Genomic DNA, 24,814 nt, shown 5'->3' with positions numbered 1-24,814 from the left:
GTCGAGGGTACGGCGCACCCGCGCGATCCCCCGGGTACCGGTCCGCCGCCGACCACCCGTCGACGGGCATTGGCAACCAGGTCGTAACCCGAACACCCCTGTTGCTCTACGCGCGTGGACCCTAGGCTGCCGCTCGCAGCTGTTCTCCCTCACACGGAACTTACAAGCGGAAGCAACAAGGGGATCGATGTCAGCGACACCGCAGAAAAACCGCGCGGCACGGCGGGTGCTCGCCGCCGTAGCCGGACTTGCCACACTCGGCGCTCTCGCCGCCGCCGCGCCCGCCGCCGGGGCGCAGGACCGCGGCCACGGGCACGGCGACGGACACGGGCACCCCAAGCCCCGCACCGTCGATGTCCAGCTGCTGTCCTTCAACGACCTGCACGGGAACCTGGAGCCGCCGGCCGGCTCCGCGGGCAACGTCAACGAGATACAGGCGGACGGCACGGTCAAGGCCGTCCCCGCCGGTGGTGTCGAGTACCTGGCCTCCTCGCTGCGCACCGCGCGCAAGGGCAACCCGTACTCCGTCACCGCCGCGGCCGGTGACCTGGTCGGCGCGAGCCCGCTGCTGTCCGGGCTGTTCCACGACGAGCCCACCATCGAGGCGCTCAACAAGATCGACCTCGACGTCACGGCCGTGGGCAACCACGAGTTCGACGAGGGCTCCGCCGAGCTGACCCGCCTCCAGAAGGGCGGCTGTCACCCGGTCGAGGGCTGCTACGAGAAGGGCAAGAAGTTCAAGGGCGCCGACTTCCCCTACCTGGCGGCCAACGCCACGTACGAGAAGTCCGGGAAGCCGGTCCTCAAGCCGTACACGGTCTGGAAGAAGAACGGCGTCAAGGTCGGCTTCATCGGCGTGACCCTGGAGGGCACCCCGAACATCGTCACCGCCGAGGGCGTCAAGGGCCTGAAGTTCCACGACGAGATCGAGACCGTCAACAAGTACGCCAAGGAACTGGACCGCCAGGGCGTCAAGTCGATCGTCGCGCTGATCCACGAGGGCGGGGCCCCGGCCTCGACCTCGTACAACTACGACTGCGACAGCCCCGGTCCCGGTGACGGCATCTCGGGTCCGATCGTGGACATCGCCAAGGGCATCACGCCCAAGGTCGACGCGCTGGTGACGGGCCACACGCACCAGGCGTACGCGTGCACGCTCCCCGACCCGGCGGGCAACGACCGCATGGTCACCTCGGCCTCGTCGTTCGGCAAGGTCTACACGGACACCACGCTCACCTACGACCTGCGGACCAAGGACATCGTCCGTACGAAGGTGAAGTCGGCCAACCACGTCGTCACCCGTGAGCAGGCCAAGGCCCCGGACCTGACCGACCTGATCGCCCGCTGGAACAAGACCGCGGCGCCGATCGCCGGTACGCCGCAGGGCTTCATCTCCGCCGACATCAACGGGCGCGGTGCCACCACGCCCGAGACGCCGCTCGGCAACGTCATCGCCGACGCCCAGCTCGCGGGCCTGGCCCCGGCCGACAAGGGCGGCGCCCAGCTCGCGTTCATGAATCCGGGCGGTATCCGCGCCGACCTCGTGTACGCCCAGTCGGGCAGCGAGGGCGACGGTGTGGTGACGTACGGCGAGGCGTTCACCGTCCAGCCGTTCACCAACATGATGAACGTGGTCGACCTCACCGGGGCGCAGGTCATCACCGCGCTCCAGCAGCAGGTCAGCGGCGCCAACGCGACCTCCAACAAGATCCTCCAGATCTCGAAGAGCCTCTCCTACACGCTGGACAACACCAAGACCGGCGCCGACCGGATCGTCACCTCCTCGGTGAAGCTCAACGGTGAGGCGCTGGACCCGGCCAAGACCTACCGCGTCGCGATGAACGAGTTCCTCGCGGGCGGCGGCGACGGCTTCGCGGCACTGGGCCAGGGCACGAACAAGCTGGTCGGCGCGTCCGACCTGGACCTGTTCAACGCCTACCTCGCGGCGAACTCCACGGCCGACGCGCCGCTGGCGCCGCCGGCGACGGACCGGATCACGATCATCAAGTAGCCGGCGGTACGGCCACGGCTGAGGGCGGCGGGACGGATTTCACGTCCCGCCGCCCTTCGTTCGCCGCCGCCCTCCCGGCCTGCGCCGGAGCGCGCCGTACGGCAGGCCGGACTACTGGCACAATCGCGCTGGCCTTTCTCTCCGCCGTAAGGACACCGCCCCATGACCACCGCCCCGGCCGCAGGCCCCCACCCCGGCATATCCCGCGCCGAACTGCGCGGTCGCGCGAGCGGCGCCGGTGTCATGGCCTTCTTCGGCCTCGGCTGGATGGCCTGCGGCGTCACCGACATGCCGGTCACACCGGGCCGCGCGGTCCTCGCGGTCGGCGCGGTCGTCTCGATCACCTTCGCCGTGCTGGGCTTCCGCATGGGGCGCGGGGCGGCCGACGCCCCGACGGCGGGCGAGCCGACGGCCGACCGCAAGAAGAAGGCGGGCCTGATCTTCGGCCTGGTGGTCGTGGCGGAGTGGGTGGCCATCTTTGCCGTCGCCCGCGTCCTGGTGGCGACGGACCACGCGGAGGCGATCCCGGCGTTCGTCGCCATGGTGGTGGGCGTCCACTTCTTCCCGCTGGCCCGCCTCTTCGGAATTCGCGCCTACCACCTCACGGGCGCGGCGATGTGCGTGGCGGCCGCGGCGGCCGCGGTCCTGGCCCCGCTGACGTCAACTCCCGCCCTGTGGACGGCACTCCCGGGCTTCGGCTCGGCGGCGGCGCTGTACGCGACGAGCGTGTATCTGCTGCGCACACCCGTGGCACGAGTTGCCGGGCATGGCGCAGAGTAGCGAGATGCTACCGAGTGTCGTGCAGGGCATCGGCGCTACGATTGCCGGGTGAGTACCCGATCCGCAGGCACCCTGGCCGAGCGCAAACGTCAGCTCGTCGCGAACGAACTGACCGAGGCGGCGCTGCAGTTGCTGGCGTCGAAGGGGTTCGACGTCGTCACCGTCGACGAGATCGTGGCGACCGCCGGAGTGTCCAAGCGGACGTTCTTCCGGTACTTCGCGTCCAAGGAGGACGTGGTCGTCCAGTTCCTGGCCGACCTGGGCGCCGGCATCCACGCGGAGCTGGCGGCCCGCCCCGCCGGGGAACCGCCCTCCGTCGCGCTGCGCCACGCGGTCTGGGTCGCGCTCGCCGCGTGCGCCGCCGACCACCCGGACCACGCCGACCGGACGCTGCGCGTGGTGCGGCTGATTCTCCGTACGCCCGCCCTGCGCGCGCGCCTGCTTGAGCGGGAGGCGCAGTGGCGTGACGACCTGACGGCCGAGCTGGGGCGCCGGCTGGGTCTCGATCCCGCGACGGATCTCTATCCGCGGCTGGCGGCGGGGATGGCGCTCACCGCGTTCGACACGGTGCTGCAGCGGTGGAGCGAGAGCGACGGTACGCGGGACCCGGCGGTGCTGACGGACCTGGCGTTCGCGGTGCTCACCCCGGCGCTGGACGCCGTGAGCCCGTGAGCCCGTGAGCCCGTGAGCCCGTGAAGCGGTTCTGCCGGTAGGGGAGTTGGGCGGGTCAGGACCGGGCGCGGCGGATGTCGATGTTGCCGAAGCGGGTGTGGGCCCTGACCTCGACCGTGTCCTCGGACTTGTCCGGGCTGTCGGAGGCGGTCAGCGCGTTGTGCACCTGTCCGGCGCGTGAGCCGGCGTCGAGCCAGGCGGCCGTGCCCTGGCGGATGCCGATCTCGATGGCGCCGTAGGAGGTCTCCAGCTGAACGGTGCCGCGGGCGACGTCGTCGACACGCAGGGCGCCGTGCGAGGTGGTGGCGGTCACGGAGCCCTCGGCGTGCTCGATGAGGATGTCGCCGTTGGCGCCGCTCACGCGCAGATCGCCCAGGGCGTCGCCGACGGTCGTGGTGCCGTGCGAGTTCTTCAGGATGGCCGGGCCGTCCACGGTCCCGACGCGCAGACTGCCGGAGCTGGTGGTGATCTCGGCCGGGCCCTGGACGTGGTCCACGGTGATGCTGCCGTGCGAGGCGATGACCTCCAGCGGCCCGGTGGTGTCGAGGCGGACGTCGCCCGACGAGGTCTTCACCCGGACCTTGCCGAGCCTGCCCTCGCCGTGCACCTGGGCCCAGGCGCCGGTCACCTCCACCTCGGAACCGGTGGGCAGTTGGACCGTCACGTCGACGGCGCCGGTGCGGCCGACGAGATAGCGCTGCTTGGGCGTCTTGACGGTCAACAGGCCGTTCACGCAACGCACTTCGGTCTGCTCGACCGTCCGCACGTCCGCGTCCTTCTTCGGGTCGCGGGGGTGCGCCTCCACGAGGGTGTCGAGCCGGTCGGTGGCGATGAACCGGATGGATCCGGCCTCCACGTGGATGTTGGCGGAGATGGGTCCGGGGGTGTCGAAAGGAGAGTCGTAAGAAGCGTCGAAAGAAGGCATGGCTGTCCCGTCCTCTTGGGTCTTGGTGGCGTCCCTGCTGGTGGTGCGTGGGGGGCGTGGTGCGGCTAGCGGACCCAGCCCGTGTAGCTCTGTCCGACGGTGCGGGTGGTGCGGGACTTCTCCGGCGTACGTGACGGGGTGCCGCCACCGCCTTCGACCGCGGCGGACACGGCTCGTACCAGCCAGGCGTTGACCGACAGGCCCTCGCGGCTCGCGGCCTCCTCGGCACGTGTCTTGAGGTGGGCGGGCAGGCGCAGATTGACGCGGGCGGTGCCGCCGCCGTCCTCGCCGTCGGCGGGTGCCGGGGCCGGCGCCTTGAGCGGCTCGGCGGGCCCGCTCGTGTCGTACGCCTCGTACGCCTCGTCGCGCGCCGGCTGTGTCACGACGAAGTCGGGGTCGAGCCCGCGCAGTCGTACGTCGACGGAGCCGGGGGCGAGTTCACGGGTGATCTCGTCCATCGCGGCGGAGAGCACGTTGAGCATCGTCAGGCGGGTCGCCGACTCCAGGGGGGCGGTGAGCCGCTCGGCCAGCGCGCGGGCTTCGTCGCCGCCGGCTTCGGCGGCCACCGCGAGTTCGCGGCGGAGGTTGTCGACATACGGCGTGAGGTCCATGACGTCATAGTGGCACCATTGTGGTGCTATACGCAAGCCCGTAGGTGCCATGTTGCGGTGCCAGTGCTGCGCCTCGGTCTGGGTGTTGAAGTCTGAATGATGAAAATCAAGCTTCGCTCGTTGACATCTTAAGAAAGTCAACATAGAAATGAATGGCGAGCGCATCGCTGAGAGCAAGGGAGTCAAGCGTGGACTGGCAGGAGCTGACGGACCTGACGCACGGGCAGCCGTTCGTGGTCGAGCGGGTCCGCCTCGTCGGCAGTGGCATCGCCGTCGAGGGGCAGTTCGAGACGCCGCAACTGGCTCAACTCAGCGGCGACGATCAGGTGTTCGTCGCCGCGTTCGTGCGGTCGCACGGGTCGATCAAGGAGATGGAGCGGATCTTCGGGGTGAGCTACCCGACGGTCAAGTCCCGGCTGAACCGGATCGCCGAGCATCTCGACTTCGTCGACACCGACCCGGCGCCCACCGGCGCCGATGTCGTCGACCGCCTGCGGCGGGGGGAGATCGGCGTCGAGGAGGCGCTGGCCGAACTGGAGAAGTCCCGATGATGCCGTACCTGGTGACGGTGCGGGGCCGGCGTTCCGACGGTCGCCGACTGCGGCTGTACGTCCCGGTCCTGCCGGTCCTGCTGGTGCTGTCACCGCTCCTGCTGCTCGCCGTGCCGGCCGGGCTGGTCGCCTGCGTCGTCCTCCGGGTGAGCCCGGCGGTCGTGCCGGCCGCGGTGCGCGGCGCCGGGCAGCTGATGTGGGCGTTGCCCGGCACCCGGTTCGAGATCGAGCAGGGCCGGACCGCCCTGCTGATAAGCGTCAGATGAGCCGACGAGTCTCAGAGTCGCAGAGCCGTAGAGCCGTAGAGCCGATGAATCGAAGAGCCAGAGGGGAAGAACAACGATGAACGAGCAGCGCCGCCAGGTCCTTCAGATGCTGGCCGAGAGCAAGATCACCGCGGACGAGGCCGAGCGGCTGATCAACGCCCTCGAACGCGACCGGCCCGAGTCGCCCCCGGGAGCCGCGCCCCGCCCGAAGACCCGGCCCAAGTACCTGCGCGTGCTCGTGAGTTCGGAGGACGACGGCGGCGGCGACGGGCCGAGCCGCGTCAACGTCCAGATCCCGTTGCAGCTGCTGCGCGCGGGGGTCCGGCTCGCGAGCCTCATCCCTCCGCAGGCGCTCACCCGGGTCAATGCGGCGCTGGACAAGTCCGGGGTGCCGATCGACCTCACCGAGCTGAAGCCGCAGCACATCGAGGAGTTCATCGATCAGCTGGACGAGGTCGTCGTCGATGTCGACGACCCCGGTGCCAAGGTGCAGGTGTTCTGCGAGTAACACCGCCACGGCCGGTTCCGGCCGATCGCCGAGCACCAGCCGTTCCCGCCCGCGGTCGGGACGCCGCGTGGCCTGCTGCTCGGCATCAGGGAGTGGACTTGCCGAGCCGCGCCGTGAGTTCGTCGATGTCGGTCACGAACCAGATGTCCCGGCCGCGGTTCCCCTCCCGTACGAGATCGGGCAGGGCCGAGCTGGCCAGCAGATGGCGCGAGATGTCCCCCACCACGGCCAGCCGGAGCCGGTAGTTGGCGAACTTCTGGAGGATCTCGCCGGCCAGGCCGCTGCTGAGGTCGTAGAAGCTGTCGTCGAACCGTCCGGCCGGGACGGCGACCAGCTCCGCGCCCTCGTAGGCCGCGCCGACCAACTGGTCGAGCGCGTCCTGGACGCTGCCGATCGAGGCGCCGTCGGCGCCGCACACGAGCACGTGTACGCCGTGGTGCTCCACGAGCAGATCAGGCACGGTCCGTCTCCCATCCTTCGGTGGGCAGCAGGTCGTTGCCCGGCCCGAGCACGCTGTCGATCAGGTTCAGCAGAGCGGCGGTGTCGGCGGCGCCGCCCAGGATCACGATCTTCATGCGGGCCCGTTCCTCGTCGTAAACCACCTGGATACGCAGGGAGTCGGCCGTGTCCCGTACGGACTGCGCGCTCGCCGTGACGAGAGTGCTCAGCCGGCTCGCCGATTCCGGGCCGACCGAATCGATCTGCACGATGCTCGACACCTCGACGTGCCGCACGCGCGGAATGCCGGCGGCGGCCTCCCCGGCTTCCCCGGCCTTCGCGGCATCTCCGGCCTCCGGGAGGCTGGTCAGGGCCTCGAAGTCCGCCCGGCTGATGCGGTACTGCTTGCCGATCCGGACAGCCTTCAGCCGCCCGTCGCGGACGTAGTTACGCACCGTCCGCACATGCAGTCCCAGCCGCTCGGCGACTTCGCCGACCGAGTACAGCTCACGTTCACCGCTCTCCATGTGCACGAATATTACCTCAAGCTACCCTGTCGGATGCCGTCGGATGCCCAGTGAGGAAAATAGGGAGTGATGCGGAAGTCGTCGGGATGACGTGGGACGCGACGACTACGTACCCGATCCGGGGCTCTCGTGCTTGTGCGCGTTGAAGCGCGCCTTCTTCTGGCGATTCCCGCACGTGTTCATGTCGCACCATCTGCGGGTGCGGCTCTGGCTGGTGTCGAAGAAGGCCGCCCGGCAGGTCGGCGACGAGCACAGGGCCAGTCTTCCGTCTCGTTCGCCCGCGACGACGCTGATCGCGTCGGCGGCGACAACGCCCAGGGCGTCCTCCACGGCGGAGGCCGAGCCGAGCCGCCATCGCCGATCGCCCTCGGGCGTCAGGACAGCCACGGCCCGGCCCTGCGTGCTGCGGTCGTTGATGACCTGGACAGCGGGCGCCGGGAGGGGGTCCCGGCGGGCGGCCGCCGTCGCGACGGCGTGAATCGATTCCCTCAACTCCCAGGCGCGTTCGAGCTGGGCGGGGGTGCAGGACTCCACGGCGAGGCCGCTCACCGCCAGCCAGTCGACCAGTCGGTCCGGCGTGGGAATGCGCTCCACGGCTGTGCCGTGACGCTCCGAGAGAGTCCCCGTGAAGCTGGTCGCCAGCACCTTGCCGAGACGGAATTCAGGAAACTGAGCACGCATGGAACCACCTTAGCCGGTTGCGCGCCGCCATCGAGAGCTGTTAGAACCGTCTTAGCCGGTTCCGCGATGTCAGGAGGTCTCATGCCCCGTCCCACCGACGACGTACAAGCATTCGAAGCCCACGCGACCGACACCGACCTGGACGATCTGCGCGCGCGACTGGCCGCGGCACGGCTGCCGGAAGCGGAGACGGTCCGTCGCGCCGCGCCCGACCCGCGCCGATGGGATCAGGGCGTTCCTCTCGCCGACCTTGTCGAGGTCGTGAACTACTGGCGTACCGGGTACGACTGGCGGCCGTTCGAAGCGCGCCTCAACGGGATCGGCCAGTTCCGTACGACCATCGATGATCTGGGAATCCACTTCCTGCACCGCCGGTCCGCGCGCGCGGAGGCCACTCCTCTGATCCTGACGCACGGCTGGCCGGGCAGCATCGCCGAGTTTGTCGATGTGGTGGACGAGTTGGCCGATCCGAAGGACGCGGACGCGCCGGCGTTCCACGTCGTGGTCCCGTCGCTGCCAGGTTTCGGTTACAGCGACAAGCCGGCCACCACCGGGTGGGGGACCGAGAAGATCGCGGCCGCCTGGGTGGAGCTGATGGGAAGGCTCGGTTACGGCAGGTTCGTGGCCCACGGCGGCGATTGGGGAGGCAATATCACCACGGTCCTCGGCGGCAGGTTCCCGGAGCACGTACTCGGCATCCACACCACCTTCGCGGAGGCGCCCCCCGGGTTGACCACGGACGGTCTGACGGCCGCCGAGCGCGAATGGACCGAGGAGACCCGCGACTTCTGGCGCCACCGCGCGGCGTACGCGAAGCAGCAGGCGACCCGGCCGCAGACCATCGGGTACTCGCTCGTCGACTCGCCGGTCGGGCTTCTCGCCTGGATCCTGGACAAGTTCGCCGAGTGGTCGGACACCGAGGACAGCCCGTTCGAGACGTTGTCCAGGGACCGGGTCCTGGACAACGTCACCCTGTACTGGCTGACCCGCACCGGCGCGTCGTCGGCCCGTATCTACTACGAGAGCCACAACTCGCTCGACCCCGAACTCCGGGTCGACGTCCCGTCGGCGATCACCATGTATCCCCGCGACATCGAGAAGTATCCGCGCGCCTGGTCGCAGGAGCGGTACCGGCGGATCGTCCGCTGGAAGTCGCCCGAAAGCGGGGGGCATTTCCCGTCGCTGGAGGTTCCCGAGTACTTCGTCAAGGATCTGCGGGAGGGTCTCACGGCCGTGCTGGCCGCCGGGCGGTAGTCGGTCAAGCCGCAGGGCATCGCCGGGGTCCGACACGCGATTACGGGACTACGGGACTACGCGATTACGCGACGAGCAGCAGCACGCCGATCAGCAGCATCACCGCGGCGGTGGCCCCGTGGACGCCGTACGCGGTCGCCTTGGGCCCGTTGCTGCGCAGCACGATCAGTGCGTCGCCGACGGGTATGCCGGCGGCGGCCAGCATGAACCAGCCCAGCAGATGCGGTGTCGCGCCGGCCAGCAGGATGAAGATGAAGAGCCCCGAGGCGATGTCGCGTACGGCCTTGACGGTCAGCCAGGCCCGAAAGCTGCTGTCCTCGGTCGGTGTGTCGGGGATGCCGAAGCCGGCCGCGGCCTCCGGTGCCCAGAAGGCACGCGCGCCCATGAGGATGACGCCCGCGCCGATCAGTCCGGCGAGCACGTTGGCGATGTTGGTGAGCATGGGTTGGTTCCCCTCCCGGTAGCAGCGCCCACAGTGGATCTAGCGGCGCTAGTAACTGGAGCGACGATAGCTCTGCCCTCGACAGGATGTCTAGCGTTGCTAGAATGTCGTCATGTCCGCCATCAGCGAGCGCCGCGAACGCGAACGCGCCCACCGTCATCAACTGATCGTCACGGCCGCGCGCGAACTCGCGGAGACCGAAGGCTGGGAGGCGGTGACGACACGACGGCTGGCCGAACGCGTCGAGTACAGCCAGCCGGTGCTGTACAGCCACTTCAGCGGCAGGAACGACATCGTGCGCGCCGTCGCCATGGACGGCTTCATCGAACTCGCCGCCCAACTGCGCCGCGCGCGACAGGCCGCCCCCGCGCCTGAATCCCGGGCGGGGCAGGCTCTGCGCGCCGTCTGCGGCGCCTATCTGGAGTTCGCGACCGAGCGACCCGCCCTCTACCAGGCCATGTTCGTCCTGCCCACCGACCTGAAGTTCGCGAGCGCCGAGACACCGCCCCCGCTACGGGCCTGCTTCGACGAGTTCGTCGACTGCTTCCGTCCGGACGACGACCGGCGTGAACTGGTCGCCGAAGTCACCTGGAGCGCGTTGCACGGTATGGCCGTCCTGTCCGGCAGCGGCCGCATCCCGCCGGACGCCCAGGGGGAACGGCTCGACTTCCTCATCACCCGGTTCGCGGGCGCTCCCCTCGGCGCTCCCGGCGGGCCGGCCGCGCCTTAAGAGAAGACCACCCCCCCCGGGGCGGCGGTGACGCGTCGGCGGCCCTTCCCCCGTGGAAGGGCCGCCCCGGCCGGTGGCTCCTCGTGGCTCAGCCGAGGTTGTCGCCCCAGCCGCCCTGGATCATGGTCTGGAACGCCCACTCGCCGTTCCGCTTGATCAACACGTCCGCGTAGCGCAGCTGTTGAGTTTCGCCCCCGGCCGTCGTCATCGTGGAGTCGGTGAAGACGACGACCATCGCGGACGTGAGGAAGACGGGCGTACGTACGGACTCGAACGTCAGGTCCCCGTCCCCGCCGTCGCCCATCACATGGGTCATCGTCGCGACGAACTGCTCCCTGTCCCACTGGGCCGACGCCCCGTCGCCGGCCGAGTTGTCGCTGATGAGATTGAGCGGGAAGACGGCGACGTCCGCCATCCGCGCGATGTCGCGCTTGGCGCTGTAGGCGTCGTACGCGGCGAACCACGCCTGGACGGAGGCGAGTTCGTCCGAGGTCGGGGTGTAACCGGTGTCGGGCAGAAGGGGCATATGCTGTCTCCCGTGCTTCATTGGTCAAGCTTGACTAGATCGCTCGCTCGCAGCGTATGCCCGTTCCGTCAGCTAGTCAAACTTGATTAATCGAAGAGGATCGTCGTTGTCCCGATAAGCGGACGCTGCCTCCGGTACTGTCGGGGAGGACTCTTGACGCCTTCTCGGACGGACGTGGGGGACAGGATGATTCTTGTGACGGGTGCGACCGGCACCATCGGCCGGTACTTGGTACGGGCGCTCGCGGAGGCGGGCGTGCCCTTCCGGGCGCTGGTGCGGGACGCGGGCAAGGGTGCGGAGTTGGGCTGCGAGTTCGTCGTCGGGGACTTCGACGATCCGGCCTCGATGGTGACCGCCTTGAAGGGTGTCGACCGGCTTCTGCTCAACAGCGGCGGTGCGCTCCCCGTGGCCGGACAGCAGCCGATGGTGCGGCAGCAGACCGGCGCCATCGACGCGGCACGGGCCGCCGGGGTCTCGTGGGTGGTGAAGGTGTCGGCGTGGGAGCCCGGTCCGGACGCGAAGCTGTCGGTGCGCGCGCACTGGGAGATCGAGCGGCATCTCGAAGCGTCCGGGCTGCGATGGTCGTCACTGCGGCCCACCGGCTATATGCAGAACTTCTTCACCGGGGAGGGCGGGTTCACGCACGGCGGCGTCCTGGCGGGCCCTTACGGCGCGGGGCGGGTGGCGTACGTCGACGCCTCCGATGTGGCCGACTGCGCGGCCGTGTTGCTGACCGGTCCGCCCGGCGCCGGTGAGACCTATGCGCTGACCGGGCCGGAGGCGTTGACGCATGAGGAGATCGCCGCGAAGCTCGCCGTTCCCTTCCATGACCAGCCGCCCGAGGAGGCGGCCGAGGGCCTGCGGGCGCAAGGGCTGCCCGCCTGGTTCGTGGATGATCTTCTCTGGCTCTACGCGGACATGGCGGCCGGCTCGATGTCCGAGGTGACGACGGCGGTGCGGGATCTGACGGGGCGTCCGCCGCGTACGTTCGACGCGTTCCTGGCGGACAAGTAGGGCGGTCTCCCCCCGCGGCCCGTCGGCCGGCGCCGCGCCGCGGAACTCCTATCATTTCGCGATGAAGATCTGGACGGAGCTGCCCGGCAGGACCGACGTCGAAGAGGTCCTTCGCACCTACTTCGGCCTGCTCCGCGCCGGGCGGATCCCTGAGGCCGAACAACTCGTCGCTCACTCCCCGGTCCGGCATGTCCTCGACGCGCTGTGGACCGCTTCCGTCGAGGCGAGCACCGATGAGGAGTTCGCCGCCGACGAGTGGGAACGGGATCTGTCCTGGCTCGGCGAACTCGATCTCGCGGAGTTCCGCTGGAGCTACACCGACAGTCACGTCAGCATCGGGATCGACTACCACGCGCGGATCATCGAGGTGGAGCTGAGCTTCTGGATCAAGCCCACCGACGCGGGCTGGGTCCTCTCAGGGCCGGCCACCTACTGGTAGAACGCGCGGTCAAGACCGCCACCGGCCGGCGCTCCCACCTTGCCGCCGCCGTCCCATGTCGGCCCCGCCGCCCGCCACTTGACCTTTTCGCGACGCGTCCGCGACGGGCGGGACTTGTCGAATATCGATATGGTCCTCTATGCTCCCGGCATATCGAAAATCGATGGGATGGGGCGCGATGAACACGCGACTGACGAAGATCCTGGCCTCGGTGACCTTTGCCCTGGCGGCGATCTGCGGGCTCGCCTTCATAGGCAAGGGGCTCACGCACATGCTCGACGACGGGGCGGTCTGCGTACGGACCGGCTTCTGGGCGAACGGCACGCCGGCGGGCGGCCTGCCGATCGGCAAGGGCGTGGAAGCGTCCACCAGTGCCACGCGCCTGTGCCAGGACGGTCCGTCCGTGGGTCAGCGCGCCGCCGACCTCGGGGGTGAACTGCCCTGGCTGCTGTTCGGCGCACTCGCGCTGCTGCTCTTCTCCCGGGTGCTGGATGCCGTTCTGCAACAGGGGCCGTTCACCGAAGCGGTGTCGCGACGGCTCACCGTTCTCGGCTGGTCCGTCGCCGTGGGTACGCCGCTGACCGGCCTCGTCGTCGGCTGGTCGCAGTCCTGGCTCGTGGGGAGCATGGCGCCGATCGTGGGTTCGGGGCCGACGGTCACCGGACCAATGGTGCTCGTTCTCGCCGGTCTCGCCGCGGTGATCATGGGGAGGATCATGCGCGACGGTGTGCGCATGCGAGAGGACCTCGAAGGGACCATTTGATGCCCGAAGAGGAACTCCACTCGATCCGGATCCACCTCGACCGGATCCTCGTCGAACGCGGCATGACGCTCACCGAGCTGTCCGCGCAAGTGGGCATCACCGTCGTCAACCTGTCCGTGCTCAAGAACGGCCGGGCCAAGGCCATCCGCTTCTCGACCCTGTCGAGGATCTGCGACGTCCTCCAGTGCCAGCCGGGAGACCTGATCACCCACGACCCCGCCGAGCCGCCGGACCGGGGCTAGGACGTGTGTCGGTAACCGGGGAAGAGTTCGGTTCCACGAGGAGACGTCCGTCATAAAGTGAGAGGCGGCCGACGGAGGCCGACAGCCAAGGGGGCCATGGATGACGAAGTACCTGATCTCGTTCGACGACGGCGCGATGGTCTTCTCCGAGGAGGAGTTGCCCGAACTGTCCGACGCCTCGCACGCGGTGGTGCGTGAAGCCCAGGGGGCCGGTGTGTGGGTCTTCGGCGGTGGACTGCGGAGTCAGCGGGCGAGCGTGGTGGCCACCGACGGGACCGTCGCCGACGGACCGTACCCGGAGACCAAGCCGGTGCTCGGCGGGTTCTCGATCATCGATGTGCCCTCACGTGAGGACGCGCTGGAGTGGGCCGCCAAGATCGCCGCCGCGTGTCGTTGCGCGCAGGAGGTCCGGGAGATCATGGCCGACGAGCCGACCGCCTGATCGAGGAGTCGACCGCCTGATCGGGGGCGACCCGGGGCGGTGGCCGGGGGTCCGTTTCGGAAGCGGCCCGTGACCTGCGGGTTATTGGATTGCCGCCGCCGAGCCCGGTCGGATAGGAATCTCACATGCTTACGGGTAGCAAGGTCGGGCTCAGGGCCCGGCACGAGGGCGACATTCCGGTTCTGCAGACCGAGCTGTACGACGACGTGGTCAACGCCTCGCGGTCGGACGCCCGGCCGTGGCGGCCGATCCCGCCCGGCTCGGAGGGCTCGCGGTTCGCGGTGAACGACGAGGAGGAGGGGCGCGTCCCGTTCTCCGTGGTGGAGCTGGACGGCGGCGCGCTGGTCGGCACCGCGACGCTGTGGGGCATCGACAACCACAACCGGTCCGCGCACGTCGGGCTCGGGCTGCTGCCGTCCGCCCGTGGCAAGGGCTACGGCACGGACGTGGTCGCGGTGCTGTGCCACTACGGGTTCGTCATGCGCGGCCTGCGTCGGCTGCAGATCGACACGCTGTCGGACAACGCCGCGATGCTGCGCTCCGCCGAACGCAACGGATTCGTACGCGAGGGTGTGCTGCGCTCCGCGGCCTGGGTGATGGGCGAGTTCCTGGACGAGGTGCTGCTCGGTCTCCTGGTCGAGGAGTGGAAGCGGGACTCGCCGGTCTAGGGTCCGTCGTGGGCCGCCTCGGGGCCGAGTTCGGCCCGCAGGCGATCGGGCCGGCTTTCGTGGGCCACCCGGCCGCGACCAGAAGGCCGCGCCAGTCCAATCTCCGTCGCCGACCAGGTTCGGAGAAGTCGCCGGATCCGGCGTTCGAGGCTCACGCCGATCGGCACCGCGCAGGTCCTCTCGATCGGTAAGCCGTCATGCGTTGTTCTCCGCAGCCGTGGCGTCTGCCAGTACCGGGAAATTACGGCAACGGCATCTCGTCCTCGATCCAGGCGGTGACGGGAGGGGCCGAGGGGTGCCAGCCGAGGGCGCGGGCCCGGGTGGCGCGGACACGGCTGTTGGCGCCGAGCGCGTAGCGGGCGAATCCTTCTCCCCACGCGGCCGCCGCTGAGTCCAGATCCCACGGTTCGACCGGCCCCAGGCCCAGCCGGCGGGCGATCGCCTGGCCGATCTCGGCGAACGAGGCGTCCTCGCCGCCCGCCACGAAGTAGAACCCCTCCGCGGTGGGTTCGGTGAGCGCCAGTGCGTACAGGTCGGCCATGTCGTCGAGATGGACGGTCGACCAGCGGTTGAGGCCGCTTCCGACCACGCGGACGGTGCCACTGCGCCGGGCCTGGATGACCAGGGGTGGAATCAGTACGGTCTGCGGGCGGGGGCCCGTACCGTTGCCGTAGATCAGCGAGTTGCACAGCACGAGCGTGCGCAGCCCCGCTCCGCCTTCTCCGCCACCACCGGCGTCGACCACGGCGCGATCGATGGCGTAACGGGCCCGTCGGACCTCATGGTCGCCCGGACTGAAGGGCACGGCGTCGTCGAAGACCGTGCTTGAGGCGCTCAGACCCTGGGCGTCGTCGCCGATGACGCTTGTGCCGCTGGTGTGGATCAGGACCTTGCCCGAGTCGCGCAGCGCACCGATGAAGGTTTCGACCGCGCCGCGGTGATCACTGTGTGCGGCGTTGACGACCGCGTCCGCCCGCTTGGCTTCCCGCTCAAGCAGAGCGGCGTCGTCCAACTCGCCGACAACCGGATCGATGCCCGCCGCGGTGAGCGTGTCGACGACGCCGGAGGTACGGGTCAAGCCGCGCACGGTGTGCCCGTCGCGGATGAGGCGCTTGGCGACGGCTCCGCCGATGTAGCCGCTCGCGCCGGTGAGGAAGATGTCCATGGCGCTCAAGGTGCCAGACGCATCAGGGCCCGCCCATTCTCGTTGCCGTTTCGGCAAAGCGACGGTCGGCCGTCGCCCGAAAACCGGTGGAACAGCGCCGCTGCGCGCCATTACCGTGCTGCCGGGCCAAGCCGTCAAGGCCCGTCAAGGCGTCAAGGCAAGGACGTGCCGTTGTACACCAAGTGAGACCTCCCGGGCGATGAATCGTCGCGCGTCGCGCATGTGCGCCGCGCTCCTTTTTGCTGCGGACTTCTCACTGGAACCGGTGTACTTCTGTGCTCAAAATCTGGGTGGTTATGCCCACCTGCCTGCCACTCGTTCGCCGCCGATGCCACACGTGCGCGTCCGAGCGTTTCCGGGCGAACGGCAAATTCCGCGTCAACGCGCACCACAAGCTCATCGACGCCTGGCTCCTCGCGCTCTGCACCGTTTGCGGGGAGACCACCAAGCTCACGGTCCTGGAGCGGATGAATGTGCGCTCGGTACGACCCGAGCTGTTGGACCGGCTGCATGACAACGACCTCGGCCTGGCCGCTGAGTTGCTCCAGGATCCGGTCGTCCGGCGCCGTAATCGCATCACCCTCGACTGGGACAACGCCTGGCGCCTCGACACCGGCGGATCGGATCAGCCGGAGGGCGAGGCGGGCGAAGTGGAAGAGGCGGGCGAGGTAGGCGAGGCGGAAGAGGCGATCGAGGTCTCGGTCCGCTTCGCGGCGCGGATCCCGGTCCGGCCGGTGCGGTTGATCGCTGACGGTTTCGGCCATTCGCGGGCCGAGGCCGGGAGACTGATCGCGGAGGGGAAAATCGTCTCGGCGGTCCGGCTGAGCGGCAGGCTCTCCGGCGACTTCACCTTCATGCTCAAGGACTAGATCCTCGTGGGCCCGATGCCTGTCCGGCAAGATCCGCCGGACGGGCATCGGGCCCTGTCCCTGCGTGATGCGTGCACGTCATACTTCGGCCCATGGTCACAGACAGAGGTACAACCTCCCCCACCCGTACTGGACTTGGCCGCCGAGGAATCCTCGCCGGCGCTCTTGCCGTCTCCGCCACCGCCCTTGTCGGTACGGGCGCCGCGACAGCCGTCGCGTCCGACACCGCCCGTGCGAAGGCCCGCCGCGCTCTCGCCCCCTCCGACTGGCTTTCCGGGTTCGCCGACTCCACCCCCGTACAGAGCCTGACCCTCCCGGGCACCCACAACTCCGGTGCCCGCAGCGGCGGTCTGTACGTCGCCTGTCAAGGGACCACCATCGCCGAGCAGTTGAACAGCGGCGTCCGGTTCCTGGACGTGCGCTGCCGGGCGTTCGAGAACGCGTTCCCGATCCACCACGCCGCGTACTACCAGAACCTCAACTTCGACGACGTCCTCACCGCCTGCCGCAACTTCCTCCAGGCGCACCCCTCCGAGACCGTGCTGATGCGTGTCAAGCAGGAGTACTCGACGGAGAGCGACGCGGAGTTCCGGCGGATCTTCGACACGTACCTGGACGGGAAGGGCTGGCGGTCCCTCTTCCGGCTCGACAGCAACCTGCCCACGCTCGGTCAGGCACGCGGCAAGGTCCAGCTCCTCGCGGACAACGGCGGGCTGCCGGGTGTGCGGTACGGGGACGGCGGGCTGTTCGACATCCAGGACGACTACATGGCCGAGCCGGTCGCCAAGTACTCCAAGATCGAGGCGCACTTCCGTAAGGCCGCGACGCAGCCGGGCAAGCAGTACATCAACTTTGTCAGTACGGCCGCGCTGCTGCCGCCCCGCTGGAACTCCGACCGGCTGAACCCGCAGGTGCACTCGCTGCTCGACGGCTCGGCCGGCGCGGGCTGGCGCGGGCTGGGCATCGTGCCGCTGGACTTCCCGGAGACCAGGGGCGGACTGGTGGATTCCCTGATCCGGCACAACGGCTGACGCGACGGCTCAGCTCGCGCGGAGGCGTCCCACTCGGCCGGGGTCCGTACACAGGGCTCCGGCCGACGTGCCTGCCCGTACCTACTCCTTCCTACTCCTTGTCCGCCGCGGAGTACGAACCGGTCGAGGCGCCGGCCCGATGGCTACGGCGCGGACTCCCCGTAGCCCGTCCGGTCCGGCGGCGGGGTCGGCGCGCCCGGGATACGGATCGCCGCCACCGTGCCGCCACCCGCCGCCCGGCGCAGCGCGATCTCGCCCCCGGTCTGCTGCAGCGTGCGGGCCACGATCGACAGGCCCAGGCCCGAGCCCGGCAGCGCGCGGGCCGACGGGGAGCGCCAGAAGCGTTCGAAGACGTGCGGGAGTTCCTCCGGCGGAATGCCGGGGCCGTGGTCCCGTACCGTCAACTCGCCCTGCGCGCTCAGCGCGACCTCGATGGCCGCGCCCGGCGGGCTGAACTTCACCGCGTTGTCGAGGACGTTGACCAACGCCCTTTCCAGCGAGGCCGGTTCGGCCCGTACGTACCAGGGGCGCAGCGTCACCTCTATCGTCAGGTCCGGTCCGCGCAGACGGGCGCGTTCCAGGGCGCTCTCCACGATCGTGTGCAGCGCGACGACCTGGAGCGGGCCGGGGTCGGGGGCGTCCGGCCTGGACAGTTCCTGGAGGTCTCCGATCAGCGAGGCCAGCTCCGTCATCTGCGCCTTCACCGACGCCATCAGCGCCGTACGGTCCTCCGGCGGGATCGCGCGGCCGGTCTCGTCGCTGCGGGCGAGCAGTTCGACGTTCGTACGCAGGGAGGTCAGCGGCGTACGCAGCTCGTGGCCCGCGTCGGCGATGAGCTGCGCCTGGCGGTCGCGCGAGGAGGCGAGCGCCGCCGTCATGGAGTTGAACGAGCGGGACAGGCGGGCGATCTCGTCCTCGCCCTCGGCCGGGATGCGCAGGCTCAGGTCCTCGGTCCGCGCCACGTGCTCGACCGCGCGGGTCAGTCCGTCGACCGGCCGCAGACCGGTCCTGGCGACCCAGAGCCCGGCGGCGCCCGCCCCGATGACACCCGCGCCGGCGACGGCGGTCAGCAGCAGGGCGAGGCGGTTCAGCGAGGCGTCGATCTCGCCGAGGGGGCGGGAGATGGAGACGGCGTACGGCTGCTGCCCGGGGATGCGGAACAACTGGGTGCGGACGCGTACGGGGGCGCCGTTGTCGGTGGTGGAGTCGTGCAGGCTGTCCCGCTGCTCGCCACCGGCGACGTCGATGTCGGAGGGCTGGACCTTCACCGGCTGCGAGCCGGCGTCCACGCACCGGGTGCCGTCGGCGAAGACGATCTGGACGTAGGCGAATCCGGGGCTGGCCGGCGTCGGCGGGTTCTGTCCGCGGTCGCACAGGCTCAGCGCGCTCTGCACCACGTTGCTGGGCGCCGAGGTGTTGCGCAGCGAGTTGTCCAGCTCCGACTCAAGCTGGGCGCGGGTCAGCAGCCAGCACGCGACGGCCGCGGCCGCGACGGCGACGGCGACCGCGGTGGCGACGAGCATCGCGAGACGGGAGCGCAGCGGCAGCGTACGCAAGCGCCGGGCGAGCGACGTCATTCGGCGCCGCCGTGTCCGCCGGCGTTTCCACCGCCGTGTCCGCCGAAGTTTCCGCCGATGTTTCCGCCGGTGGGGGAGCCCGAGCCCTCGGCGCGCAGCGCGTAACCCACCCCGCGCACCGTGTGGACCAGGCGCGGCTCGCCGCCGCTCTCCGTCTTGCGCCGCAGATACATCACGTACACGTCCAGCGAGTTGGAGCTGGGCTCGAAGTCGAAGCCCCAGACGGCCTTCAGGATCTGCTCGCGCGTCAGCACCTGGCGCGGGTGGGCCAGAAACATCTCAAGGAGGGTGAATTCGGTACGGGTCAGCTCCACCCGGCGCGTGCCCCGGGTGACCTCGCGCGTCGCCAGGTCCATCCGCAGATCGGCGAAGGCCAGGATGTCGTTCTCCGGGGTCTCGCCGCCGCCCGCGGAGCCCGCGTACGAACTGCGGCGCAGCAGGGCGCGGATCCGGGCGAACAGCTCGTCCAGCTCGAAGGGCTTCACCAGATAGTCGTCGGCGCCCGCGTCGAGCCCGGTGACCCGGTCGCCGACCGTGTCGCGCGCGGTGAGCATCAGGATCGGCACGGTCGATCCGGTGGCGCGCAGCCGGCGGGCCGCCGTCAGCCCGTCCATGCGCGGCATCTGGATGTCGAGCACGATCAGGTCGGGCTGGTAGGCGGCGGCCTTGGTGAGCGCGTCGACACCGTCGACGGCGACCTCGGTCCCGTATCCGTCGAAGGCGAGACTGCGTTGCAGCGCCTCGCGGACGGCGGGCTCGTCGTCGACGATCAGGACGCGTTGCGGATCGCCTTCGGCGGGGCTCATGTCGTCGCTCTTTCTCTGAACGGCTTCGAGGGCCGGCAGTCCGGTCTCCGGCACTCGGGTCTCTGCCACTCGGGTCTCTGGCACTTCAGCCTCGCACGTCAGGCGTGTTCCTAGTCGCTGTTCCCGGCCCGCAGGGCGCTCAGGTCGGCCTTGACGGTGTTGACCGGGATGGAGAAGCCGAGGCCGACGCTGCCGGCCGACGAGCTGTCGCTGCTCGAACCGCTCGCGGAGAACATGGCCGAGTTGATGCCGATGATCTCGCCGTTCATGTTGATCAGCGCGCCGCCGGAGTTGCCCGGGTTGAGCGAGGCGTCGGTCTGGATCGCCTTGTACGTGGTGGTGGAGGAGCCCGTGTCGCCGTTGAACTGCTGACCGCCGAACTCGAACGGCCACTGGCCGCCGCCACCGCCCTGCTGCTGTTGCTGCTGCTGGCCCTGCCCCTCGTCCTTCGAGACGGTGACGTCCCGGTCGAGCGCGGAGACGATACCGCTGGTCACGGTGCCGGTCAGCCCCTCGGGGGAGCCGATCGCCACGACCTCGTCGCCGACCTTCACACTGCCGGAGTCGCCGAGGGCCGCCGTCTTGAGGCCGCTCGCGCCCTGGAGCTTGATCAGGGCGAGGTCCTTGTCCGGGCTGGTGCCCACGACGTCCGCGGTGTACGACTTGCCGGTGCTGAGCTGCACCTTCACCGTCTGCGCGCCCGCGATGACGTGGTTGTTGGTGATGATCTCGCCGTCGCTGGTGATGACCACACCGGACCCGGTGGACTGCCCGGCGTTGGACGACGCCTGGATCTCCACGATGGCGGGCGACACGGCGGCGGCCACGCCCGCGACCGTGCCCTTGCTGCTCTGCGAGACGGTCGTACCGGTGGCGACGGTGCTCGCGGCGGTGCTGGCGTCGTTGTCCGTCAGCGTCGCGGTCAGCGCGGCCGTACCGCCCCCGACGACGGCCGCGACGAACGCGGCGGCGGCGAGCAGCGCGACGGGCCGCTTGGCGCGCCGGGCATGCGCCCCACTGTGCGCGGGAGCGGCGGCACCCCACCCCCAGGTGGCGTGCCCCGGCTGAGCGTGCTGCCCCGCGGCCTGCGCGGCCGGGTCGTACGGGGGCGGCGGCGGGTACGCCTGCCCGCCACCGATACCGGAATCCTGCTGCTGGTTCGCGTCTTCGTCGCCGCTGCGACGGTAGTTGTCGGTCATGTCTTCGACAATCCGCCCGCTGGATGAGAGCAGTCTGAAGACGTTCTGAGAAGCCCGACAGAACCGTGTATGTCCCATATAAAGGCGGCCGGGGTGCTACGAGGGCGGGGTGTCCGTCGCGTCCCCCCGATAGGCGATGAACCGTTCTGTGAAGCGGGGCCCGCGGGGGCTGTCGTTGAGCGTGCAGCATCCCCATGGGCCGACCCGGTCGGCGACACCCCATGCGTCGGCCAGCGCGTCCACGATGAGAAGGCCGCGCCCGTCGCTCGCGTCCGGCGCCCCCGTTCGCCGGTACGGCCGCGGCTCGGACGCGTCGTGCACCTCGATCCGCAGGCCGTCGGGGTGCGGGAGCCCCGTCGGCAGAAAACGAGTCTGTACGATCCGGGAAACCGTACTGCTATTCACGAAAAGCGATAAGGCTGGATCCCGTCAGCAGCACAGGAGGACGTCATGAGCGCCGACGCCTGGATCAGCACCTCGATGCCGTATCTGACGCCCCGCCGCGACGGTCAACCCGACGCGTGGGGGGCCGAGTTGGCGGCCCGAGGGCGGCGGGGTGGGCAGCGGATCGTGGGTGCGGGAGAGGTCGCCGCGTCCGGTGAGGTGGCCGGGCTGCTGGGGATCGACACCGGCGAGGCCGTGGTCGTACGGAGGCGGGTGATGGTCCTGGAGGACGTGCCCTGCGAGCTGACGGACACCTACTACCCCGCGTCCATAGCGCGCGGCACCCGTCTCGCCGGCACCGCGAAGATCCCCGGCGGCGCCGTCACTCTCCTCGCCGAGCTGGGGTATACCGGCGTACGCGTACAGGAGGATGTGACAGCCCGGATGCCCGACGAGGAAGAGCGCGAAGCGCTCCGTACCGAACCGGGCGAGCCGGTGCTCCGGCTGGTCCGGGTCACCTTCGACGCCGCCGACCGGCCCATCCAGGCCGACGTGATGACCATGCCCGCGCACCGGCAGCGGCTGCGCTACGAAATCCGGATCGGATGAGAACCGTGCCGCGCACCGACGAGAACGCGTACGACCGGCGCTCGCTCCACGAGCGGATCGCCGCCGATCTGCGGGACGAGATCATGACCGGGGACCTCGCTCCCGGCGCCAGCCTGCCGTCCACCGCGCGGCTCAAGGAGCGATTCGACGCCTCGAACGCCACGGTGCAGAAGGCCCTGCAACTCCTCAAGAGCGAGCGGCTGGTTGTCGGCCGCGCGGGCGCTTCCGTGACCGTGCGGGAGCACCGGCAGTCGACCGTGCGCCCCGCCTCGTCCCTGGCCCCGGCCGCCGCCGGCGATCCCTACCCCTGGCTCGGGGAGATCGCGAAACGCGGCGGCGAGGCCCGGAGCACGCTTCTCGCCGTTACGGAGGTGACGCCGCCGGCGGACGTCGCGGCGGCCCTTCGCCTGCCCGCCGAGGGCAGTGCGATCCTGCGGAACCAGGTACTCACGCTCGACGGCGACCCGGTGGAGCTGGTCCATTCCTACTACCCGCCGCACATCGCCCGCGGCACCCCGCTCGCCGAGAACCGTCGGATCAAGGGCGGAACTCCCACCCTGCTGACGGCACTCGGCCACCCGCCCCGGCTCAGCGTCGATCACGTCTCCGCGCGCATACCGACACAGGAACAGTACGAGGCACTCCAACTGCCCGGCGCTCTGCCCGTGTTGCGCACACTGCGCGTGGTGTACGGCGCCGACGAGCGGCCCATCGAGGTCACCGTGATGGCCAAGGCGGGCCATCTCTACGAGTTGCGCTACGAGTTCACCCCGCAGTGACCCCGGCCGAGGGACGGCGCCGGTTACTTCACCTCGGCGAGGCGGAGGGCGTCCGGGCCGGCCGGGAAGCGGAGTTGGCCCGTCGTGTCGTGAACCGCCCGCCAGATCGTTTCGGCGACGTCGGTCTCCTCGGTGAACACGTCCTGACCGGTGAAGCCGGCCATGGTCCGTTCCACGAACGGTGCGTACGGCGGCGGGACCAGTTCGGTCAGTGCCCCTCCGCCCGTCGCCTTGGCCGCGAAGTTCGTCGTCAGACAGGCGCCCGGCTCGACCGTCTTCGCCCGGACGCCGAAGGGCGCCAGTTCGAGCGCGAGGGATGAGGTGAACCCCTCGACGGCCATCTTGCTGGCCTTGTAGATCGCCGAGAGCGGCATATGGCCCAGCACCACGCTGGAGGTCACGTTGACCACCACGCCGGAGCCGCGCTCGCGGAACTGCGGGAGCACCGCCTGCGTCGTCGCCATGACGCCGAACGTGTTGGTGTCGAACACCTCCCGCACCCGGCTCATCGGGGTCCCCTCGAACACGCTGATCGAGGGCACACCCGCGTTGTTGACCAGGGCGTCGACAGGTCCTGCGGCCTCGAACGCGGCGGTGATGCTCTCGGGATCGGTGACGTCGAGTTCGACGATGCGCAGCCGGTCCGACTCCGGCAGGACGTCCGGACGGCGCTTGCGCATCGTCGCGACGACGTTCCATCCCCGCTCGTGGAAGTGGAGAGCGGTCGCCCGGCCGTAGCCGGACGAGGTGCCGGTGATCAGGACTGTCTTCATGGTGTGCCCCTTGCGATGCGATGGAATCCGGGATCTGGAATCTGCCGAACGGGCAGATACATTCCTGCTTCCGCTGGGAAGCTGTGATTCCATTGAAACGCTCTGGGCTGCGGGGATAGTAGAACTATTCTCGCGTCCGCTAACACGATCCTCCCGTTCAGGTCACGGCGCCCGCAGGTGTGCGTACGGCGCCGCGCAGGCGGGCCGCGTCCTGGCTCGGAGGCGCGCCGAACTGGCGGCGGTACTCGCGGCTGAACTGCGACGGGTTGTCGTACCCCACCCGCAGGCCGACTCCTGTCACGTCGCCGGGGTGGGTGGCGAGCAGCAGCCGGGCCTCCTGGAGGCGGATCTGCTTCTGGAACTGGATGGGGCTCATCGCGGTCACCGCCTGGAAGTTGCGGTAGAACGCGGAGGCGCTCATACCGGACAGGCGTGCCACGTCCTCGACCCGGAAGGGCTCGGCGTAGTGCTCGCGGATCCAGCGCACGGCGCGGGAGACATGGCTGAGGCCGCTGTCGGCGAGGCCGAGCTGGCGCACCGCCGCGCCCTGCTCGCCGGTGATCAGGCGCCACAGGATCTCGCGTTTGACCAGCGGGGCCAGCACCGCCCGGTCGCGCGGTTCGTCGAGCAGGCGCAGCAGCCGGACCACCGCGTCGAGCAGCGCGGGCGGGGCGTCACCGACCGCGATCCCCGACGGCGTGCCCACGCCGGTTCGTGGGGTGTCACCGGGCCCCGCCCGCAACAGGAGTTCGGCGACGGCGGACGGTTCCAGCAGGAGCCCGAAGCCGAGGGCCGGCTGCTCGGGTTCGACCCGGAGGAACTGCCCGGTCACGGGGAGGTCGACGGACGCGACCAGGAACTGCCCCGGACCGTACTCGTACACCCGGTCGCCCAACGCGAGCCGTTTCGCGCCCTGGGCGATGACGGCGAGCACCGTGCCGGACATGGAGGGCGCCGGCGGATCCGCCCGGTCGATCCTTGAGATGAGGACACCGTCGACGGCGGTGGTCCAGTCGGGGCGGGCGTGCCGGTTCAGCAGGCTGCGGAACTCTTCGAGAGACATGTCTCCATTGCAGCACCATTTCCCGGCACGGCCTTCAAGGTCGCGAGGATTGTGCAAGCGAGAGGGAGG

Annotated in this window: 31 protein-coding genes; 18 read left to right on the top strand and 13 right to left on the bottom strand. The window is 69.8% G+C overall.

Going from position 1 to position 24,814, the window contains the following annotated elements; translation table 11 throughout:
- Nucleotides 1-187 precede the first annotated feature (187 nt).
- The 3 genes from ACFUN8_RS03705 (at nt 188) to ACFUN8_RS03695 (ending at nt 3,463) form a co-directional block, all read left to right on the top strand.
- Nucleotides 188-2,011, top strand: a complete 1,824-nt coding sequence (locus ACFUN8_RS03705) for a bifunctional metallophosphatase/5'-nucleotidase (protein WP_383630865.1) — start codon at nt 188-190, stop codon at nt 2,009-2,011.
- 162 nt (nt 2,012-2,173) lie between these two features.
- On the top strand, nt 2,174-2,791 hold the full coding sequence (locus ACFUN8_RS03700) for a DUF7010 family protein (RefSeq protein ID WP_383630862.1): 618 nt from the start codon (nt 2,174-2,176) through the stop codon (nt 2,789-2,791).
- A 48-nt stretch (nt 2,792-2,839) separates the two neighbouring features.
- Nucleotides 2,840-3,463 (top strand): TetR family transcriptional regulator, encoded by a 624-nt coding sequence (locus ACFUN8_RS03695; RefSeq protein WP_383630859.1) that lies wholly within the window; start codon nt 2,840-2,842, stop codon nt 3,461-3,463.
- Between the two features lie 55 nt (nt 3,464-3,518).
- On the opposite strand, the gene ACFUN8_RS03690 is transcribed toward ACFUN8_RS03695, so the two are convergent.
- Nucleotides 3,519-4,388: a DUF4097 domain-containing protein gene (locus ACFUN8_RS03690; RefSeq protein ID WP_383630856.1), complete on the bottom strand. Its 870-nt coding sequence runs from the start codon at nt 4,386-4,388 to the stop codon at nt 3,519-3,521.
- Nucleotides 4,389-4,453: 65 nt separating this feature from the next.
- Nucleotides 4,454-4,999 carry a hypothetical protein gene (locus ACFUN8_RS03685; protein WP_383630853.1) on the bottom strand — a complete coding sequence of 182 codons (546 nt, stop codon included), beginning with the start codon at nt 4,997-4,999 and terminating at the stop codon, nt 4,454-4,456.
- Between the two features lie 188 nt (nt 5,000-5,187).
- Here ACFUN8_RS03685 and ACFUN8_RS03680 point away from each other — a divergent pair, with 188 nt between their 5' ends.
- From ACFUN8_RS03680 to ACFUN8_RS03670, 3 genes are all read left to right on the top strand, one after another.
- Nucleotides 5,188-5,550 (top strand): DUF2089 domain-containing protein, encoded by a 363-nt coding sequence (locus tag ACFUN8_RS03680; protein WP_383630850.1) that lies wholly within the window; start codon nt 5,188-5,190, stop codon nt 5,548-5,550.
- Nucleotides 5,547-5,816, top strand: coding sequence for a hypothetical protein (locus ACFUN8_RS03675; protein ID WP_383630847.1), 270 nt, complete (start codon nt 5,547-5,549; stop codon nt 5,814-5,816). Before ACFUN8_RS03680 ends, ACFUN8_RS03675 begins: the two co-directional genes overlap by 4 nt.
- A gap of 76 nt (nt 5,817-5,892) precedes the next feature.
- The gene (locus tag ACFUN8_RS03670) at nt 5,893-6,324 is read left to right on the top strand and encodes a hypothetical protein (protein ID WP_383630844.1); all 432 of its coding nucleotides are present in this window, start codon (nt 5,893-5,895) and stop codon (nt 6,322-6,324) included.
- Between the two features lie 85 nt (nt 6,325-6,409).
- On the opposite strand, the gene ACFUN8_RS03665 is transcribed toward ACFUN8_RS03670, so the two are convergent.
- The 3 genes from ACFUN8_RS03665 to ACFUN8_RS03655 form a co-directional block, all read right to left on the bottom strand.
- Entirely contained in the window at nt 6,410-6,784 is a 375-nt protein-coding gene (locus ACFUN8_RS03665) for a DUF4180 domain-containing protein (protein ID WP_383630841.1), read from the bottom strand.
- Nucleotides 6,777-7,289, bottom strand: a complete 513-nt coding sequence (locus tag ACFUN8_RS03660) for a helix-turn-helix domain-containing protein (RefSeq protein WP_383630838.1) — start codon at nt 7,287-7,289, stop codon at nt 6,777-6,779. Before ACFUN8_RS03660 ends, ACFUN8_RS03665 begins: the two co-directional genes overlap by 8 nt.
- Nucleotides 7,290-7,394: 105 nt before the next feature.
- The gene (locus tag ACFUN8_RS03655) at nt 7,395-7,970 is read right to left on the bottom strand and encodes a CGNR zinc finger domain-containing protein (RefSeq protein ID WP_383630836.1); all 576 of its coding nucleotides are present in this window, start codon (nt 7,968-7,970) and stop codon (nt 7,395-7,397) included.
- A gap of 81 nt (nt 7,971-8,051) precedes the next feature.
- On the opposite strand from ACFUN8_RS03655, the gene ACFUN8_RS03650 reads away from it, so the two are divergent.
- Complete coding sequence (locus tag ACFUN8_RS03650) at nt 8,052-9,224, top strand: epoxide hydrolase family protein (RefSeq protein WP_383630833.1); 1,173 nt, start codon at nt 8,052-8,054, stop codon at nt 9,222-9,224.
- Nucleotides 9,225-9,288: 64 nt separating this feature from the next.
- Here ACFUN8_RS03650 and ACFUN8_RS03645 read toward each other — a convergent pair whose 3' ends face one another.
- Nucleotides 9,289-9,666 (bottom strand): DUF4267 domain-containing protein, encoded by a 378-nt coding sequence (locus ACFUN8_RS03645; RefSeq protein WP_383630830.1) that lies wholly within the window; start codon nt 9,664-9,666, stop codon nt 9,289-9,291.
- A gap of 112 nt (nt 9,667-9,778) precedes the next feature.
- On the opposite strand from ACFUN8_RS03645, the gene ACFUN8_RS03640 reads away from it, so the two are divergent.
- On the top strand, nt 9,779-10,396 hold the full coding sequence (locus tag ACFUN8_RS03640) for a TetR/AcrR family transcriptional regulator (RefSeq protein WP_383630827.1): 618 nt from the start codon (nt 9,779-9,781) through the stop codon (nt 10,394-10,396).
- 88 nt (nt 10,397-10,484) lie between these two features.
- On the opposite strand, the gene ACFUN8_RS03635 is transcribed toward ACFUN8_RS03640, so the two are convergent.
- On the bottom strand, nt 10,485-10,922 hold the full coding sequence (locus tag ACFUN8_RS03635) for a nuclear transport factor 2 family protein (protein WP_383630824.1): 438 nt from the start codon (nt 10,920-10,922) through the stop codon (nt 10,485-10,487).
- A 186-nt stretch (nt 10,923-11,108) separates the two neighbouring features.
- Here ACFUN8_RS03635 and ACFUN8_RS03630 point away from each other — a divergent pair, with 186 nt between their 5' ends.
- The 6 genes from ACFUN8_RS03630 (at nt 11,109) to ACFUN8_RS03605 (ending at nt 14,490) form a co-directional block, all read left to right on the top strand.
- Complete coding sequence (locus tag ACFUN8_RS03630) at nt 11,109-11,936, top strand: SDR family oxidoreductase (RefSeq protein ID WP_383630821.1); 828 nt, start codon at nt 11,109-11,111, stop codon at nt 11,934-11,936.
- 61 nt (nt 11,937-11,997) lie between these two features.
- Nucleotides 11,998-12,375: a hypothetical protein gene (locus tag ACFUN8_RS03625; protein WP_383630818.1), complete on the top strand. Its 378-nt coding sequence runs from the start codon at nt 11,998-12,000 to the stop codon at nt 12,373-12,375.
- A gap of 178 nt (nt 12,376-12,553) precedes the next feature.
- Nucleotides 12,554-13,138 (top strand): DUF2975 domain-containing protein, encoded by a 585-nt coding sequence (locus ACFUN8_RS03620; RefSeq protein WP_383630815.1) that lies wholly within the window; start codon nt 12,554-12,556, stop codon nt 13,136-13,138.
- The gene (locus ACFUN8_RS03615; RefSeq protein WP_383630812.1) at nt 13,138-13,380 is read left to right on the top strand and encodes a helix-turn-helix domain-containing protein; all 243 of its coding nucleotides are present in this window, start codon (nt 13,138-13,140) and stop codon (nt 13,378-13,380) included. Before ACFUN8_RS03620 ends, ACFUN8_RS03615 begins: the two co-directional genes overlap by 1 nt.
- A gap of 100 nt (nt 13,381-13,480) precedes the next feature.
- Nucleotides 13,481-13,822: a YciI family protein gene (locus ACFUN8_RS03610; RefSeq protein WP_383630809.1), complete on the top strand. Its 342-nt coding sequence runs from the start codon at nt 13,481-13,483 to the stop codon at nt 13,820-13,822.
- A gap of 125 nt (nt 13,823-13,947) precedes the next feature.
- Nucleotides 13,948-14,490: a GNAT family N-acetyltransferase gene (locus ACFUN8_RS03605; RefSeq protein WP_383630806.1), complete on the top strand. Its 543-nt coding sequence runs from the start codon at nt 13,948-13,950 to the stop codon at nt 14,488-14,490.
- Nucleotides 14,491-14,731: 241 nt separating this feature from the next.
- On the opposite strand, the gene ACFUN8_RS03600 is transcribed toward ACFUN8_RS03605, so the two are convergent.
- Nucleotides 14,732-15,655, bottom strand: a complete 924-nt coding sequence (locus ACFUN8_RS03600; protein WP_383630802.1) for an NAD-dependent epimerase/dehydratase family protein — start codon at nt 15,653-15,655, stop codon at nt 14,732-14,734.
- 275 nt (nt 15,656-15,930) lie between these two features.
- Between ACFUN8_RS03600 and ACFUN8_RS03595 the strand changes: the two genes are divergently transcribed.
- Nucleotides 15,931-16,524, top strand: a complete 594-nt coding sequence (locus ACFUN8_RS03595) for a DUF1062 domain-containing protein (RefSeq protein WP_383630799.1) — start codon at nt 15,931-15,933, stop codon at nt 16,522-16,524.
- Nucleotides 16,525-16,616: 92 nt separating this feature from the next.
- The gene (locus tag ACFUN8_RS03590) at nt 16,617-17,555 is read left to right on the top strand and encodes a phosphatidylinositol-specific phospholipase C (protein ID WP_383630796.1); all 939 of its coding nucleotides are present in this window, start codon (nt 16,617-16,619) and stop codon (nt 17,553-17,555) included.
- Between the two features lie 143 nt (nt 17,556-17,698).
- On the opposite strand, the gene ACFUN8_RS03585 is transcribed toward ACFUN8_RS03590, so the two are convergent.
- The 3 genes from ACFUN8_RS03585 to ACFUN8_RS03575 all read right to left on the bottom strand — a co-directional run bounded on the left by ACFUN8_RS03585 (nt 17,699) and on the right by ACFUN8_RS03575 (nt 21,137).
- Entirely contained in the window at nt 17,699-19,132 is a 1,434-nt protein-coding gene (locus ACFUN8_RS03585) for a sensor histidine kinase (RefSeq protein ID WP_383630793.1), read from the bottom strand.
- The gene (locus tag ACFUN8_RS03580; protein ID WP_383630790.1) at nt 19,129-19,938 is read right to left on the bottom strand and encodes a response regulator transcription factor; all 810 of its coding nucleotides are present in this window, start codon (nt 19,936-19,938) and stop codon (nt 19,129-19,131) included. The genes ACFUN8_RS03585 and ACFUN8_RS03580 overlap by 4 nt, the downstream gene beginning before the upstream one ends.
- A gap of 110 nt (nt 19,939-20,048) precedes the next feature.
- The gene (locus tag ACFUN8_RS03575; protein ID WP_383630787.1) at nt 20,049-21,137 is read right to left on the bottom strand and encodes a S1C family serine protease; all 1,089 of its coding nucleotides are present in this window, start codon (nt 21,135-21,137) and stop codon (nt 20,049-20,051) included.
- A gap of 450 nt (nt 21,138-21,587) precedes the next feature.
- Between ACFUN8_RS03575 and ACFUN8_RS03570 the strand changes: the two genes are divergently transcribed.
- Together ACFUN8_RS03570 and ACFUN8_RS03565 are read left to right on the top strand one after the other, a co-directional pair.
- Entirely contained in the window at nt 21,588-22,130 is a 543-nt protein-coding gene (locus tag ACFUN8_RS03570; RefSeq protein ID WP_383630784.1) for a GntR family transcriptional regulator, read from the top strand.
- On the top strand, nt 22,127-22,909 hold the full coding sequence (locus ACFUN8_RS03565) for a GntR family transcriptional regulator (RefSeq protein ID WP_383630781.1): 783 nt from the start codon (nt 22,127-22,129) through the stop codon (nt 22,907-22,909). The genes ACFUN8_RS03570 and ACFUN8_RS03565 overlap by 4 nt, the downstream gene beginning before the upstream one ends.
- Before the next feature lie 23 nt (nt 22,910-22,932).
- Here ACFUN8_RS03565 and ACFUN8_RS03560 read toward each other — a convergent pair whose 3' ends face one another.
- Both ACFUN8_RS03560 and ACFUN8_RS03555 read right to left on the bottom strand, forming a co-directional pair.
- On the bottom strand, nt 22,933-23,682 hold the full coding sequence (locus ACFUN8_RS03560; RefSeq protein ID WP_383630778.1) for an SDR family oxidoreductase: 750 nt from the start codon (nt 23,680-23,682) through the stop codon (nt 22,933-22,935).
- A 157-nt stretch (nt 23,683-23,839) separates the two neighbouring features.
- Entirely contained in the window at nt 23,840-24,745 is a 906-nt protein-coding gene (locus ACFUN8_RS03555; protein WP_383630775.1) for an AraC family transcriptional regulator N-terminal domain-containing protein, read from the bottom strand.
- Nucleotides 24,746-24,814 lie beyond the last annotated feature (69 nt).

Source organism: Streptomyces sp. NPDC057307, assembly GCF_042667665.1.
Classification (GTDB): domain Bacteria; phylum Actinomycetota; class Actinomycetes; order Streptomycetales; family Streptomycetaceae; genus Streptomyces.
Note: the sequence above shows the minus strand (reverse complement) of the source record. Positions and strands in the feature narration are given on the sequence as shown.

Excerpts from the sequence above, each read along its gene's own strand:
- ACFUN8_RS03705 (WP_383630865.1), top strand. The coding sequence starts at position 188 with ATGTCAGCGACACCGCAGAAAAACCGCGCGGCACGGCGGGTGCTCGCC.
- ACFUN8_RS03700 (WP_383630862.1), top strand. The coding sequence starts at position 2,174 with ATGACCACCGCCCCGGCCGCAGGCCCCCACCCCGGCATATCCCGCGCC.
- ACFUN8_RS03690 (WP_383630856.1), bottom strand. The coding sequence starts at position 4,388 with ATGCCTTCTTTCGACGCTTCTTACGACTCTCCTTTCGACACCCCCGGA.
- ACFUN8_RS03685 (WP_383630853.1), bottom strand. The coding sequence starts at position 4,999 with ATGGACCTCACGCCGTATGTCGACAACCTCCGCCGCGAACTCGCGGTG.
- ACFUN8_RS03675 (WP_383630847.1), top strand. The coding sequence starts at position 5,547 with ATGATGCCGTACCTGGTGACGGTGCGGGGCCGGCGTTCCGACGGTCGC.
- ACFUN8_RS03670 (WP_383630844.1), top strand. The coding sequence starts at position 5,893 with ATGAACGAGCAGCGCCGCCAGGTCCTTCAGATGCTGGCCGAGAGCAAG.
- ACFUN8_RS03660 (WP_383630838.1), bottom strand. The coding sequence starts at position 7,289 with ATGGAGAGCGGTGAACGTGAGCTGTACTCGGTCGGCGAAGTCGCCGAG.
- ACFUN8_RS03655 (WP_383630836.1), bottom strand. The coding sequence starts at position 7,970 with ATGCGTGCTCAGTTTCCTGAATTCCGTCTCGGCAAGGTGCTGGCGACC.
- ACFUN8_RS03650 (WP_383630833.1), top strand. The coding sequence starts at position 8,052 with ATGCCCCGTCCCACCGACGACGTACAAGCATTCGAAGCCCACGCGACC.
- ACFUN8_RS03645 (WP_383630830.1), bottom strand. The coding sequence starts at position 9,666 with ATGCTCACCAACATCGCCAACGTGCTCGCCGGACTGATCGGCGCGGGC.
- ACFUN8_RS03640 (WP_383630827.1), top strand. The coding sequence starts at position 9,779 with ATGTCCGCCATCAGCGAGCGCCGCGAACGCGAACGCGCCCACCGTCAT.
- ACFUN8_RS03635 (WP_383630824.1), bottom strand. The coding sequence starts at position 10,922 with ATGCCCCTTCTGCCCGACACCGGTTACACCCCGACCTCGGACGAACTC.
- ACFUN8_RS03630 (WP_383630821.1), top strand. The coding sequence starts at position 11,109 with ATGATTCTTGTGACGGGTGCGACCGGCACCATCGGCCGGTACTTGGTA.
- ACFUN8_RS03625 (WP_383630818.1), top strand. The coding sequence starts at position 11,998 with ATGAAGATCTGGACGGAGCTGCCCGGCAGGACCGACGTCGAAGAGGTC.
- ACFUN8_RS03620 (WP_383630815.1), top strand. The coding sequence starts at position 12,554 with ATGAACACGCGACTGACGAAGATCCTGGCCTCGGTGACCTTTGCCCTG.
- ACFUN8_RS03615 (WP_383630812.1), top strand. The coding sequence starts at position 13,138 with ATGCCCGAAGAGGAACTCCACTCGATCCGGATCCACCTCGACCGGATC.
- ACFUN8_RS03610 (WP_383630809.1), top strand. The coding sequence starts at position 13,481 with ATGACGAAGTACCTGATCTCGTTCGACGACGGCGCGATGGTCTTCTCC.
- ACFUN8_RS03605 (WP_383630806.1), top strand. The coding sequence starts at position 13,948 with ATGCTTACGGGTAGCAAGGTCGGGCTCAGGGCCCGGCACGAGGGCGAC.
- ACFUN8_RS03600 (WP_383630802.1), bottom strand. The coding sequence starts at position 15,655 with ATGGACATCTTCCTCACCGGCGCGAGCGGCTACATCGGCGGAGCCGTC.
- ACFUN8_RS03590 (WP_383630796.1), top strand. The coding sequence starts at position 16,617 with ATGGTCACAGACAGAGGTACAACCTCCCCCACCCGTACTGGACTTGGC.
- ACFUN8_RS03585 (WP_383630793.1), bottom strand. The coding sequence starts at position 19,132 with ATGACGTCGCTCGCCCGGCGCTTGCGTACGCTGCCGCTGCGCTCCCGT.
- ACFUN8_RS03580 (WP_383630790.1), bottom strand. The coding sequence starts at position 19,938 with ATGAGCCCCGCCGAAGGCGATCCGCAACGCGTCCTGATCGTCGACGAC.
- ACFUN8_RS03575 (WP_383630787.1), bottom strand. The coding sequence starts at position 21,137 with ATGACCGACAACTACCGTCGCAGCGGCGACGAAGACGCGAACCAGCAG.
- ACFUN8_RS03570 (WP_383630784.1), top strand. The coding sequence starts at position 21,588 with ATGAGCGCCGACGCCTGGATCAGCACCTCGATGCCGTATCTGACGCCC.
- ACFUN8_RS03565 (WP_383630781.1), top strand. The coding sequence starts at position 22,127 with ATGAGAACCGTGCCGCGCACCGACGAGAACGCGTACGACCGGCGCTCG.
- ACFUN8_RS03560 (WP_383630778.1), bottom strand. The coding sequence starts at position 23,682 with ATGAAGACAGTCCTGATCACCGGCACCTCGTCCGGCTACGGCCGGGCG.
- ACFUN8_RS03555 (WP_383630775.1), bottom strand. The coding sequence starts at position 24,745 with ATGTCTCTCGAAGAGTTCCGCAGCCTGCTGAACCGGCACGCCCGCCCC.